Source organism: Streptomyces sp. NPDC050625, assembly GCF_040654755.1.
Taxonomy (GTDB): domain Bacteria; phylum Actinomycetota; class Actinomycetes; order Streptomycetales; family Streptomycetaceae; genus Streptomyces.
In genome coordinates this window covers 38,377-52,142 of sequence record NZ_JBFAIQ010000014.1, presented here as the reverse complement: position 1 = coordinate 52,142, position 13,766 = coordinate 38,377, and the positions used below count along the sequence as shown (strand labels likewise).

Here is a 13,766-nt window from a genome sequence, read left to right as displayed (position 1 = left end):
TCTTGCTGTAAACCTTTCGGCGGCGGTACGGTCGCGCGGGGTCGGACCCAAAAGAGCCGCAATCGCAAGGAGTTCCCGCCTGTGATACCGAGATGGCCGGCGCCGCCGAAGCGCCGAACCGCCCCTGTCCGACGGGTCGCGGCCGTCACCGTCGCCGCGCTCGCCGCAGCCTTTGTGCAACCCATCGCCGCCCACGCGGACACCCCGCCCGCACCGCCCTCGGACGCGAAGCTCGCCGCTCAGCCCGCCCGGCACGACGACACGCGCGAGCAGTTCTACTTCGTCATGCCGGACCGTTTCGCCAACGGGGACAAGTCCAATGACAAGGGCGGTCTGACCGGGTCACGCCTGAGCACCGGCTACGACCCCACCGACAAGGGCTTCTACCAGGGCGGCGACCTCAAGGGCCTGACCAAGCGCCTCGACTACATCAAGGGCCTCGGCACCACCGCCATCTGGATGGCGCCGATCTTCAAGAACCGGCCGGTGCAGGGCACGGGCGCCAACGCCTCCGCCGGGTACCACGGTTACTGGATCACCGACTTCACCCGGGTCGACCCGCACTTCGGTACCAACAAGGACCTCGAAACCCTCATCTCCAAGGCGCACGCCAAGGGCATGAAGGTCTTCTTCGACGTCATCACCAACCACACCGCCGACGTCGTCGACTACAAGGAGAAGTCCTACGACTACCTGTCCAAGGGCGCCTTCCCTTATCTGACCGAGGACGGGCGGCCCTTCGACGACTCCGACTACGCGGACGGCCGCAGGAAGTTCCCGGCCGTCGACGCCGACTCCTTCCCGCGCACCCCGCAGGTCACGAGCGACAGCAAGGTCCCGGCCTGGCTCAACGACCCGACGATGTACCACAACCGGGGCGATTCGACGTATGCCGGTGAGTCGACCACGTACGGCGACTTCTCCGGGCTCGACGACCTGTGGACCGAGCGTCCCGAGGTCGTCAGTGGCATGGAGAAGATCTACCAGCGCTGGGTGAGGGACTTCGGCGTCGACGGCTTCCGGATCGACACCGTGAAGCACGTGAACATGGAGTTCTGGACGCAGTGGGCGACGGCGCTGGACAAGTACGCCGCCGCGCACGGCCGCAAGAACTTCTTCATGTTCGGTGAGGTCTACTCCGCCGACCCCGCCATCACCTCCCCGTACGTCACCCAGGGCCGCCTGGATGCCACCCTCGACTTCCCCTTCCAGGAGGCGGCCCGCCAGTACGCCTCCCAGGGCGGCAGCGCGCAGAAGCTGGCCGGGGTCTTCGGCGACGACTACAAGTACACGACCGACAAGGCCAACGCCTACGAACAGGTCACCTTCCTCGGCAACCACGACATGGGGCGGATCGGGTACTTCCTCGACCAGGACAACCCCAAGGCCACGGACGCCGAGCTGCTGAAGAAGGACCGGCTCGCCAACGAGCTGATGTTCCTCAGCCGCGGCAACCCGGTCGTCTACTACGGCGACGAGCAGGGCTTCACCGGCTCCGGCGGCGACAAGGACGCCCGCCAGACGATGTTCGCGTCCAAGGTCGGCGACTACCTCGACGACGACGAGATCGGCACCGCCCGCACCCACGCGAGCGACTCCTACGACAAGAGCGCACCGCTCTACAAGGAGATCGCCGCTCTCGCCAAGCTCCGGAAGGACAACCCGGCGCTCACCGACGGAGTCCAGACCGAGCGGTACGCGGCCGACGGCTCCGGCGTCTACGCCTTCACCCGCACGGACGCCAAGGCCGGCGCCGAGTACGTCGTCGCCTTCAACAACGCCGGCGAGGCCAAGACGGCCACCTTCGCGACCGGCTCCGCGGACATGACGTACCGCGGGATCTACGACACGGACGCCACCGCGAAGACCGACGCCGACAAGAAGCTCACCGTCACCGTCCCGGCCGGCTCGGCCGTCGTCCTCAAGGCGGCCGGCACCCTCGCCAAGCCCGCCACCAAGCCGACGATCACCCTCAAGGCCCCGGACAGCGGCGCCACCGGGACCGTCGAGCTCTCCGCCGACGTCGACGGCGGTCAGCTCGACCGGGTCGTCTTCGCCGCCCAGGTGGGCAACGGCAACTGGCGCGTCCTCGGCTCCGCCGACCACGCCCCGTACAAGGTCACCCAGGCCATCGGCAAGGACGTCCCCTCCGGCACCGCCCTGCGCTACAAGGCCGTCGTGATCGACTCCGCGGGCCGGACCGCGAGCGCCACCGCCGCGAGCACCACCGGCACCCTGCCCGCCCCGGAGGTCCCCACGGCCTCCTCCCGCGACTACGCGATCGTCCACTACAAGCGCACCGACGGCGACTACGCCGACTGGGGCCTGTACGCCTGGGGCGACATCGCCGACGGCGAGGCCACGAACTGGCCCGCGAGCCACCCCTTCGTCGGCCGCGACGCATACGGCGCCTTCGCCTACGTCAAGCTGAAGTCCGGCGCCTCGAACGTCGGCTTCCTGGTCATCGACAAGGACGGCAACAAGGACGTCTCCGCCGACCGGACCATCGACGTCACCAAGACGGGTGAGGTCTGGGTCGAGCAGGGCAAGACGGACGTCCTGACGCAGCGGCCCGACTACCCCGCGCAGGACAAGACCAAGGCGGTCATCCACTACCACCGCGCCGACGGGAACTACGACGGCTGGGGCCTGCACGTCTGGACGGGCGCCGCGAACCCCACCGACTGGTCGAACCCCCTCGAGCCGGTGAAGACTGATGCCTATGGCGCGGTCTTCGAGGTGCCGCTCAGCGACGGTGCCACCAGCCTCAGCTACATCATCCACAAGGGCGACGACAAGGATCTCCCCACCGACCAGTCCCTGGACCTCAAGTCCAACGGCTACGAGGTGTGGCTGTTGAACGGCCAGGAGAAGTACCTGCTGCCGCAGCCCGCGGGCAGCGCGGCCGCCCTCGACCTGACCACCTCCAAGGCGGTCTGGATCGACCGGAACACGGTCGCCTGGAACGGCGTCGACGGTGCCGTCTCCACCCAGCTGCTCTCCTCCCACGACGGCTCGATCGCCGTCAAGGACGGGACGCTGACCAGCGACGACGAGCGCTGGCTGCGACTGACGAAGACCACGCTCACCGACGCCCAGAAGGCCAAGTTCCCGTATCTGAAGGACTACACGGCCTGGTCCGTCGACCCGCGTGACCGCGACCGGGTGCGCCAGGCGCTGAGCGGCCAGATCGTGGCCTCGCAGCGCGCGGCGAACGGCGCGGTGCTGGCCGCGACCGGTGTGCAGATCGCGGGTGTGCTCGACGACGTGTACGACGCGACCAAGGCGAAGCTCGGACCGGTCTTCCACGACGGAAAGCCGACCCTCTCCGTCTGGGCGCCGACAGCACAGAGCGTCGCCCTGGAGCTGTCCGGCGCCAAGGTGGCCATGCACCGCAACGCCACCACCGGCGTCTGGTCCGTCACGGGCCCGTCGTCCTGGAAGAACAAGCCCTACCGGTACATCGTGAAGGTCTGGGCACCGAGCGTCCGCAAGGTCGTGACGAACAAGGTCACCGACCCCTACTCGGTCGCCCTCACCGCGAACTCCGAGCGCAGCCTGGTCGTCGACCTGAACGACAAGGCCCTCGCCCCGGGCGGCTGGTCGACCCTGCACAAGCCCAAGGCCGTACCGCTCAAGGACGCGCAGATCCAGGAGCTGCACATCCGGGACTTCTCCGTCGCCGACAAGACGGTCCCGGCGAAGGACCAGGGCACCTACCTGGCCTTCACCGACCAGGGCAGCGACGGTTCGAAGCACCTGCGTGCGCTGGCGAAGTCGGGCACGTCGTACGTGCATCTGCTGCCCGCCTTCGACATCGCCACCATCCCCGAGAAGAAGGCGGACCAGGCCACCCCCGACTGCGACCTGGCCTCGTTCGCGGCCGACTCCGACAAGCAGCAGGAGTGCGTGGCGAAGACCGCCGCGAAGGACGCCTACAACTGGGGCTACGACCCGTACCACTACACGGTCCCCGAGGGTTCGTACGCCACCGACCCGAACGGCACCGCGCGCACGGTCCAGTTCCGCAAGATGGTCAAGGGGCTCAACGACGACGGCCTCCGGGTCGTGATGGACGTCGTCTACAACCACACGGCGGCCAGCGGCCAGGCGGACACCAGCGTCCTGGACAGGATCGTGCCGGGCTACTACCAGCGGCTCCTCGCCGACGGAAGCGTGGCCAACAGCACCTGCTGCTCCAACACCGCGCCCGAGAACGCCATGATGGGCAAGCTGGTGGTGGACTCGATCGTCACCTGGGCCAAGGAGTACAAGGTCGACGGCTTCCGCTTCGACCTCATGGGCCACCACCCGAAGGCCAACATCCTGGCCGTGCGCAAGGCCCTCGACGCGCTGACCCTCGACAAGGACGGCGTCGACGGCAAGAAGATCATCCTCTACGGCGAGGGCTGGAACTTCGGCGAGGTCGCGAACGACGCCCGCTTCGTGCAGGCCACGCAGCAGAACATGGCCGGCACCGGCATCGCCACCTTCTCCGACCGGGCCCGTGACGCGGTGCGCGGCGGCGGCCCCTTCGACTCGGACCCCGGTGTCCAGGGCTTCGCGTCGGGTCTGTACACCGACCCCAACGCGTCCACGGCCAACGGCACGAAGGAGGAGCAGAAGGCCCGCCTGCTGCACTACCAGGACCTGATCAAGGTGGGCCTGTCCGGCAACCTGAAGGCCTTCACCTTCACCGACACCGCAGGCAAGCAGGTCAAGGGCTCCGAGGTCGACTACAACGGCGCTCCCGCGGGCTACGCGGACGCGCCCGGCGACGCCCTCGCCTATGTCGACGCGCACGACAACGAGTCACTGTTCGACGCCCTCACCTACAAGCTGCCCAAGGACACCTCGGCGTCCGACCGGGCCCGTATGCAGGTGCTGGCGATGGCCACGGCCGCCCTCTCGCAGGGTCCGTCCCTGTCCCAGGCGGGCAGCGACCTGCTGCGCTCCAAGTCGCTGGACCGCAACTCCTTCGACAGCGGCGACTGGTTCAACGCCATCCACTGGAACTGCGCGGACGGCAACGGCTTCGGACGCGGGCTGCCCATGGCGGCCGACAACGAGTCCAAGTGGTCGTACGCCAAGCCCCTGCTCAGCTCGGTGAGCGTCGGCTGCCCGCAGATCACCGGTACCTCGGCCGCGTACCAGGACCTGCTCAGGATCCGTACGACGGAGAAGGCGTTCTCCCTCGGCACGGCCGCGCAGGTGCAGTCCCGGCTCTCCTTCCCGCTGTCGGGGAAGGACGAGACACCCGGTGTGATCACCATGGAGCTGGGCGACCTGGTCGTGGTGTTCAACGCGACGCCGCAGCAGCAGGAGCAGCGGATCGACGCCCTTGCCCGGACGGCCTACCGGCTGCACCCGGTGCAGGCCGACGGCACGGACGCGGTGGTGAAGACCTCCTCCTACGCGGCCGGCTCGGGCACGTTCACCGTTCCGGCGCGGACCGTGGCGGTGTTCACCCGGGCGGCGAAGTAGGGTCGGGGCGTCGTCGTAGAACAGGAGTGGCCATGCCGCAGATCACCGTCGACTACTCGCACCCGGTGGAAGACACCTTCGACCTGGACGGTTTCGGGCGGGCGCTGCACGAGGCGACCGTCGAGATCGCCGCGGCGAAGCCGGAGGCGTGCAAGACGCTGTTCCGGTACAGCGACGACTGTGCGTTCGGATACGCGGACCCCGAGGCGAACGCGCACGCCATCGTGCACGTGACCATCGGGCTCCTCGCCGGGCGCAGCGACGAGACGAAGGCGAGGCTGACGGAGACCGTGCTCGAACTGATCCGGAGGCACGTGGAGCCGGAGGACGGAGTCACCCTGCACGCCTCCGCCGAGGTGCGCGACCTGGATCCGTCCTACCGGAAGTTCGAGGGCTAGGACGGCTGGGACGCGAGGGACATGAGCCGGCCGACCAGGTCCGTGAACGGACCGTCGGCCGGCTCTTCCTTGACCATGTCGCGCAGCAGGGCCGCCATCTCGTCGTCGTTGGCGGCGCTCACCGCGGCCAGCGCGGCGAAGTCGTGCACGAGCTGGACCTCCAGCTCGGCACGCGGGATGCGCCGGCCGTCCAGCCAGATCAGGGCCGTCGACTCGGTGAGCGAGATCCAGGACCGTATGACCAGTTCCAGTCGCGCGGGCGGATCGGTGACGCGCAGATGCGAAAGGATCTGTTCGTACGCGGCCTGTCGTACGGAGTCGATGAGCGCGTTCGTGGCGGACGAGCCGACTGCCGGGCCGCCGCGCATCAGGGCCGAGAAACCCGGCCCGTGCTCGTCCACGAAGTCGAAGAAGCGGCGCATCACGCGCAGCAGCCGGCGGCCCAGCGGGCCCTCCTGCGGTTCGACGAACCGGCCCGCCAGGTCCTCCGCCGCACGCTTCAACGCGGCCTCGTACAGACTGAGTTTGCCGGGAAAGTAGTGATAGACCAGCGGGCGTGAGATACCCGCCGCCGAGGCTATCTCGTCGATCGAGACCTCGTCGGGCGAGCGGCGGCTGAACAGTTCGAGGGCGACGCCGATCAACTGCTGCCGTCGCTCCTCCACTCCCATTCTGCGGCGAACCCCGGTAGTCATGCGAACACCTTACCGATCGGATCCGGCCCGTGACGGGCCGGACCGGTCGTTGCGTTCGCATGGAACCGTCACATGTCCAGCACGAGACGCTCACTTCGCGCACGCGAGACACAGATCAGCATCGAGTCGGCCCGTTCCGCGTCCGTGAGCAGCTCGTCCCGGTGCTCCACCTCGCCCTCCAGCACCCGCTGTTGGCAGGTCCCGCAGAAACCCTGCTCGCAGGAGTACGCCGTTTCGGGCAGCTCCTTGCGCACGGCGGCCAGCACGGTGGAGTCGGCCCGGACGGTCAACGTCCGTCCGCTGCGCCTGAGTTCGAGCTCGAACTCCGCGTCGCCGGCGAAGGACGCGCGCGGCGCGAACCGCTCCAGGTGGAGCGTGGCGCCTGCCGGGAGCCGTTCCTCGACCGCCGCCATGAGTCCCTCGGGCCCGCAGCAGTACACGGCGGCTCCCTCGGGCACGTCCGCGAACAGCGCGTCCAGGTCCGGCCGCCCCTCCTCGTCCTCGGCGACCACGGTCAGCCGGTCTCCGGCGACCTTCTCGACCTCCTCCAGGAACGGCATCGAGGCCCGCGACCGCCCGCCGTACAGCAGCCGCCACTCGGCGTTCTCCGGCAGGGCCCGCAGCATCGGCAGGACCGGGGTGATCCCGATGCCGCCGACGACGAAGACGTACGAGGGCGCCTCGACGAGCGGGAAGCGGTTGCGCGGCCCGCGCACCTCCAGCTCCATGCCCTCGGCAAGCTGCTCGTGGACCTCGCGGGAGCCGCCCCGGCCGTCCGGGACCAGCCGGGTGGCGACCGTGTACGAGGAGGTGTCCTCGGGGTCCCCGCACAGCGAGTACTGCCGCACGAGACCGGACGGCAGCACCAGGTCGAGATGGGCGCCCGGCTCCCAGCGGGGCAGCGCCCGTCCCTCCAGACGCAGTCGTACGACCCCGTCGGCCACCGTCTCGTGCGAGGTCACCAGCAGCCGCAGGGCCCGCGACCGCGGCCGGCCGGAGATCGGCGGGTCGAGGGCGGGCAGCGGCCACAGCGGGGAGTCCTGGACCCGGCGCCGCAGGGCCCGTCTGGCCAGCAGCGCGGCGCCCGCGAGGACGACGACGGTCCGCAGCCTCGGCATCAGGACGCTCCCTTCTCGGCGGCCTGTGCCGCGGGGGAGGAGGCCAGATAGGCGACGGCCTGTGCGGTGCAGCCCTCCTGCGAGGGGTGGTAGGTCCGGCTGAGGTAGCGGGGGATGGACTTGAGCATGTCGCCGGTCGCGGGCAGGGTGCCGCGCCGGCCGCTGAGATAGAAGTCCTTGAAGGAGGCCTTGCCGTCGAGCAGCGTGGGGTCGTTCTCCATGAAGAAGCGGGCCCCGCGCTGCCACAGGAACACCAGCGCGGTGAAGGCCGTCGCCCAGGTGCGCGCCCGGCGCCGGTAGCTTCCGTCGACGTGCATGAACAGGTCGAAGGCGACGGAGCGGTGCTCGACCTCCTCGGCGCCGTGCCAGCGCAGCAGGTCCAGCATGGTCGGATCGGCCTGGCGCCGGTCCAGTTCGTCTGCGTTCAGGACCCAGTCGCCGAGGAAGGCCGTGTAGTGCTCGATGGCCGCGATGAGTGCCACGCGCTCCAGCAGCCACCACTTGCGGGCCCGGCCCGGCGGCAGGGTGCGGTCGCCGAGCAGCTTCTCGAAGAACCAGTCGACCTGCGCGGTGTAGGGCGTCGGGTCGAGGCCCAGCTCCTTGAGGTGCGGCAGCACCTCGTCATGGGCCTGGGAGTGCATGGCCTCCTGGCCGATGAACCCGATGACGTCCTCGCGGAGCCGGTCGTCCCGGATGAGCGGCAGCACCTGCTTGTAGACGTGCACGAACCACCGCTCACCGGCGGGCAGCAGCAGGTGCAGCACGTTCATGGTGTGCGTGGCGAACGGGTCCCCGGGCACCCAGTGCAGCGGGGTGCCCTCCCAGGAGAAGGACACCTTGCGGGCCTTGAGCGGTATCCGCTCGGACTCCACCGGCCGGGCCTGCGTGTTAGACATGGCGTCAATGTACTGGCGGGTAAGTCCGAGGGGAACCCTGGTGCGCCTACTTGTTGACAGAAGTGTCAGCTAGGGGGTGTCGTTTGGATCATGCCAGCGTCGCGGGCCCTGGCACGTGCATCTGCGGCGTTGTCGTCGGTTGCCGACTCCCCCAAGTTCTCGACTGCGCTCGAACAGGGGGGACCCCCATCGCGTCGACGCCCTCCTCCGCCTTGCAGCTGCACGCTCCCCCAAGCTCTCGGCTTCGCTCGACCAGGGGGCACCCCCATGACCCCACTCGGGTCGGCTGAACGGCACCGTTCGTCACGGCCGACCTGATCCAAACGACACCCCCTATCCGCCGGCTAGCGCAGACCGTGCAGCGCGGACCCGTCGTCGAGGGTGCCCGACAGCTGTGCCTGGGTGCCCTGCTTCGCCGGTACGGCCAGTGTGCTGCCCCGGCCGGCGGCGGTGACCCCGCCGGTCGTGCGGATCGACGCGGTGTCCCTGCCGCCCGCGGCCAGCAGGTACCACGTCCCCGCGTGGGACTTCCACAACACCCCGGCCAGCACATGCGGATCACGCGCGCCGCACGCCGTCACGTCCGTCGCCCTGGCCGCCACCGCCCCGTAACGCCCGCCCGGTGTGTGGAACTGGGCCAGCGCCGCCGTTCCGTCGCCCCGCCAGGTCTCGGCGCGGGTGCACACCCACCTGGCCGTCCCGCCGTCCTCGGGCAGTGTCTGATCGGCGAACGCCCAGGCGTTGACGCTCCTGATCCCCGCCGCGCGCTCGGCGGACAGCGAGCAGGCGAACGGCGCCCAGGTGCGCAGCGCCTCCGCCCCGTTCGCCTCGTGCGGCTTGCCCGGCCGGCCCGTGGTGAGGTGGGCGGGGACCAGTTCGCCGAGGTCGGTGGTGAGCTGGGTGCCGGAGGCGTCGGTCAGTTGCAGTACGTTCCACGACGTGCACGCGCCGGGCTGCATGGCCGGGCCGGCCAGCGGGCCGGTGACACCGTCGGTCAGACCGAGGTCCATCGCGCCCGCGCCGGGCTTCGTCAGGTCCCGCTCGGCGGCCGCCTTCACCCAAGGGGCCGTCAGATAGCGGACGTTGCCGTCGGCGCGGCCCAGCACCAGCGCGCTCGCCCCGACGCCGGTCGCGCCGTCGGCACGGGCGAGGTCGAGGGCCGCGCCCTGGGTGCCGTCCTTCGGCTCCGCGTAACGGGCGATGCGCAGGCCGTCGTAGAGGATCACCACGCGGGCGTTGTCGACATCGCCCGCGTACAGCAGCTGGGGCGGTCCGGCCGGGCCGCCGGTCTGGGTGCCGGGGGTCGCCGAGACACGGACCGTCTCCCCGGGGCGGGCCCAGACGGCGAGGGCGCGGCGCAGCAGGGCGGTGTCGCCGGTGAGGGGGCCGCGCGCGGGCCAGACGGAGAAGTCGGCGCGCGCCGAGGTCTTCCAGGCAGTGGGCGCGACCCTGGTCAGCCGGCCAGGGTCGAGGGCGGCCTCGGCCGCCGGGTTCTGGGCGTAGGCGGGGGCGGCGGCACCGTCGGGGCCCCAGCCGCCGCCCGGCAGGACGACCAGGGCGCCGCACACCGCGAGGGCGGTCGCGGCGGCGAGCGCGGCCTTGGTGTGCTGCCTGCGCCGCATCAGGTCGGTGGGCCGGGCCTGCAGCGAGCAGGGGTCGAACTCGGGGGAGGCGAGCAGCCCGTGGTGCGCGGGGACGTCGTCGGCCTCCAGCAGCGCCTCGTCCGGGTCCTCGGCCCCGGCGGCCGCCAGCAGTTGGTGTACGTCGCCGTCGGCGAGCCGCTCCAGACCGCGCAGCACATACGCGGCACGGGCCGGGCCGGACAGGGTCGCAAGGCGCTGGTCCAGGGCGAGTTCGTCGGCGCCGCCCGAGCGCGGGAACAGGCGCAGGCCCCAGACCTGGGGCAGCAGCGGCGGCAGCCGCCACATCCCGCGGCCCCGCGTCCGGGTGGCCTTCAGGGCCGAACGCACCACCTGGAGGCGGACGAAGGCGTAGCCGGGGTCCGTGTCACGGCCCGTCGACTGGGCCGGGATCGCGGCGGCCGAGGCGCGGCCCCGGGGCAGCGCGCGCTGGGTGAGGGCGTGCGCGGTCAGGACGCGGCGGCCTCGGCCGAGGCCCGGCGGCAGCACCAGATAGGCGAGCCGGACCAGGCGCGGGTAGTGCTCGACGAGCGCGGCCTCGGCCTGCTCGACGTCGACGACCGGGCCGGGGCCTTTGGCGGAGTGGGGTGCGTGACGCGGGGCTACATCCTGTGACTGCACGTCCTTCAGAACGAGCGAGCCGTTGGTTGGTCACCTGCCCCCGGCTCGCTCAGTCCTCCGGCTCGACCAGCGCCCGCGCGTAGTTGGCCATCGACCGCTGGTAGCGCGGCAGATGGGGAGCGAGGGCACCGAGGACCAGGGACAGCCCCTCGCGGTCGCGGCCGAGGCTGGACAGGCACAGGGCCAGACAGGCGCGCACCGCGTCGTCCAACTCGTCCGAGGGGGCGTCCAGTTCGGGCGTGAGCAGCTCGACGCCCTCCTCCGCCCGCCCGATGTTCCTGAGCGAGCTGGACAGCTGGATCTTCGCCCGGCGGCCCTTGTAGCCGCTCAGCCCGCGGGCGAGTGCCTCGCGGTACAGCGGTGCCGCCTTGTCCGAGTGACCGGTCGAGTCCCAGGCGCAGGCCCGCTCGAACGGGCCCAGGGGGCTGTCCTCGGGCAGTTCGGCGACGAGCGCGTCGATCACGGCCCGGAAGCCGGGCCCCGCAGCGGAGCTGCTGACGGACGCGGTCTCCTCCGCGTAGCCGTCGAAGGTGGCCCAGGCCGCGGTCACACGATCTTCCCAGTCTCGGTTCACCGGCACACCCTCGCACGAGTGTGCGTGCGGCGGCACTCGATTTGAGCGCATCGCCCCCGGCGCCCGTATCGAGGGGCGGGGCCCCTCGCGAGGGCTCTCTGCGGCATGCTTACGCCCATCAGGACCGGAGGAACAGATGAGGTTGACCCGACCGATGCTCGCCGTGACGGGCGCCGCGGCCGCGCTGCTGCTGGCGGGGTGCGGCTCCGGCGGCGGCAAGGGCGCGGCGGACGCCGTGCCGACGACGGCCACCGGCAGCCTGGAGAGCCTGGCCGCCGAGGTGAGGTGCAAGCCGAACATGCAGACGGACGCCGATGAGATCCGCCAGGCCATCTGCAAGAACACCGACGGCAAGTTCATCCTCGCCACCTTCGCCACCGACCGCGGCCAGCGCGAGTGGATCAACGACGCCAAGGACTACGGCGGTTACTACCTCGTGGGCCGCAAGTGGGTGGCCGTCGGCGACGACGGGGTGGTCAAGGCGCTGCGCGGCACGCTCGGCGGCGAGGTGGAGATCGGCACCGACCACGGCTCCCACGGTTCGCACAGCGGCTGACGGCCCGCGCGCCGGGCGCGGACAACGGCGAAGGCCGGTGGCGGGAGGGACCCGCCACCGGCCTTCTTCGGTGGGCCACCGAGGTGGCCCACCTCAGGGGATCATCCGCACCGCTGACCGTTGTTGATGCAGTTGGCGATCTTGTTCGCCAGGTTGTTCTTCGTGACGCTGATGAAGTCGTCGTGGTCGGTGGCCGGCTTGTGGAGCTGCTCCGGGAAGCCGTCGACCGCGTAGGCGTTCTTCACCTGGCCGTTCTGGATGGTCGGCGGGGTGATGTTGTACACCAGGCGCATCGTCAGCTGCGGGATCGCCTTGAAGCCGTTGCCGCAGACGCCGCTGGCCGGGTCGGCGAAGGCCACGTGCGTGCGGTGGTTGGCGCTGTCGATGTTCTGGCCGTCCCAGCAGCTCTGGAAGGCGAACGTGCGGACCACCTTGCTGCCCTGCGGGCAGATCGGGTACTGCGTGGTCAGCTGGACCTTGTTCTCGAAGCCGGTGCAGCTCCAGTGCGCGTTGGCGTTGGCCAGACCGTTGGTGGTGGTCTTGGCGTCACCGGTGATGATGCGCAGGAACTGCGGCATCGCGACGACCTTGCTGGCCGGGCTGCCGACGTACTTGATCTGCGCCTGGACCGGCGTCAGGATCTTGCCGACGTTGCCTTCCTTGCCGCCGCCGTCCGCGTTCTGGTCGAAGTCCTGCGTGCCGTCCTGGACGCGGACCACGGGCCAGTAGTACGACGACAGGTCGTTCTGGTTCTGGCAGCTGGTGCCGGCCTGCAGGAACGTGTTGTTGCTGGAGAACGCGTTGACCTTCTGGTTGCCGACGTAGTCGTGCAGGTGGTGCGCGCCGTTGGCCACGCCGGGCGCCACGATCACGTTGTCGGTGTTGTGGTTCTTGTTCGCGTTCACACCGCACCGGGTGGTGAACGTACCGGTCGAGGCGTTGGCGCCGTTCTGCGGCTTGCCCTGGACGTTCGCCGCGACCTTCGTGATGTCCACGAAGTCGGCCGCCACCGGGCCGTTGCCGGCCTGTCCGCCGACGTTCTGCGCCTGCCCGCCGTTCTGCTGCTGACCACCGTTGTTCGCCTGGCCGCCGGTCTGGGCCTGCCCGCCGGTCTGGGCCTGGCCGCCGTTCTGCTGCTGGCCGGTGTTGGCCTGGCCGCCGGCGTTGGTCTGGTTGGCGGTCTGCGTCGTACAGGCGGCGAGCTGGGAGAGCGCGTTGTTGAACTGGCCGCCCACCCGCTGGATGTCGATCCTGATCCGGTCGATCGTGGCGGTCCGCTTCGACTTCAGCGGGCTGACGATCGCGTTCTGCACGAAGCTCGGGTCGTTCGTCTGCGCCTGACGCGTGGAAGCGAGCCGGGCATAGGCCTCGGTGATCTGCTTGTCGAGGTTCGCCAGCTCCGCGGCCACACCGCTGCGGGCCGCGTTCGGTACGTTCGTCAGCTTCTGGCCGACGTCCGGGCAGGAGATCGTCGCCACCTGCGCGGCTGCGGCCTTGGTCTGGTTCTGCGCCGAGTTGCTCGACTCGTGCGCGGATGCGTAAAAGTTCGCCCAGATCAGCCCGCCCCCACCGAGCGCTAGGGCCGCCGATGCGGCAATGGCCTTGGTGGCCAGCGGCGTACGGCGTTTGCGTGTGTTGCGTCCCATGGAACTCCTCTGACTTCCTTGGCGGGGCAGCGTTGAGGCGCCCGACAGGAGTGAAGCTGCTTCCATCCATACGGACGGCGTCCCGGGCGTGTTCAGCCGCCTCACAAATTCATCAGAGGAATGGCCGTCGATCGGGCC

General features: G+C 70.2%; 9 protein-coding genes. 3 read left to right on the top strand and 6 right to left on the bottom strand.

Annotation, left to right across the window (positions count from 1 at the left end; all coding sequences use genetic code 11):
* The first annotated feature begins 81 nt into the window (after positions 1–81).
* Together pulA and AB0I54_RS27560 are read left to right on the top strand one after the other, a co-directional pair.
* Positions 82–5,484 (top strand): pullulanase-type alpha-1,6-glucosidase, encoded by a 5,403-nt coding sequence (pulA, locus tag AB0I54_RS27565; protein ID WP_363298836.1) that lies wholly within the window; start codon positions 82–84, stop codon positions 5,482–5,484.
* A 32-nt stretch (positions 5,485–5,516) separates the two neighbouring features.
* Positions 5,517–5,882: an isomerase gene (locus tag AB0I54_RS27560; protein WP_363298835.1), complete on the top strand. Its 366-nt coding sequence runs from the start codon at positions 5,517–5,519 to the stop codon at positions 5,880–5,882.
* On the opposite strand, the gene AB0I54_RS27555 is transcribed toward AB0I54_RS27560, so the two are convergent.
* From AB0I54_RS27555 to AB0I54_RS27535, 5 genes are all read right to left on the bottom strand, one after another.
* Entirely contained in the window at positions 5,879–6,577 is a 699-nt protein-coding gene (locus tag AB0I54_RS27555; protein WP_363298834.1) for a TetR/AcrR family transcriptional regulator, read from the bottom strand. The two genes, AB0I54_RS27560 and AB0I54_RS27555, sit on opposite strands and share 4 nt — an antisense overlap.
* A 68-nt stretch (positions 6,578–6,645) precedes the next feature.
* Complete coding sequence (locus tag AB0I54_RS27550) at positions 6,646–7,695, bottom strand: PDR/VanB family oxidoreductase (RefSeq protein ID WP_363298833.1); 1,050 nt, start codon at positions 7,693–7,695, stop codon at positions 6,646–6,648.
* The gene (locus AB0I54_RS27545) at positions 7,695–8,591 is read right to left on the bottom strand and encodes a metal-dependent hydrolase (protein WP_363298832.1); all 897 of its coding nucleotides are present in this window, start codon (positions 8,589–8,591) and stop codon (positions 7,695–7,697) included. Before AB0I54_RS27545 ends, AB0I54_RS27550 begins: the two co-directional genes overlap by 1 nt.
* 344 nt (positions 8,592–8,935) lie before the next feature.
* Positions 8,936–10,852, bottom strand: a complete 1,917-nt coding sequence (locus AB0I54_RS27540) for a hypothetical protein (RefSeq protein ID WP_363298831.1) — start codon at positions 10,850–10,852, stop codon at positions 8,936–8,938.
* Between the two features lie 49 nt (positions 10,853–10,901).
* Complete coding sequence (locus AB0I54_RS27535; RefSeq protein WP_363298830.1) at positions 10,902–11,477, bottom strand: tetratricopeptide repeat protein; 576 nt, start codon at positions 11,475–11,477, stop codon at positions 10,902–10,904.
* A gap of 85 nt (positions 11,478–11,562) precedes the next feature.
* Between AB0I54_RS27535 and AB0I54_RS27530 the strand changes: the two genes are divergently transcribed.
* The gene (locus AB0I54_RS27530) at positions 11,563–11,982 is read left to right on the top strand and encodes a hypothetical protein (RefSeq protein WP_363298829.1); all 420 of its coding nucleotides are present in this window, start codon (positions 11,563–11,565) and stop codon (positions 11,980–11,982) included.
* 101 nt (positions 11,983–12,083) lie between these two features.
* Here AB0I54_RS27530 and AB0I54_RS27525 read toward each other — a convergent pair whose 3' ends face one another.
* Positions 12,084–13,628, bottom strand: coding sequence for a DUF1996 domain-containing protein (locus AB0I54_RS27525; RefSeq protein WP_363298828.1), 1,545 nt, complete (start codon positions 13,626–13,628; stop codon positions 12,084–12,086).
* Positions 13,629–13,766 lie beyond the last annotated feature (138 nt).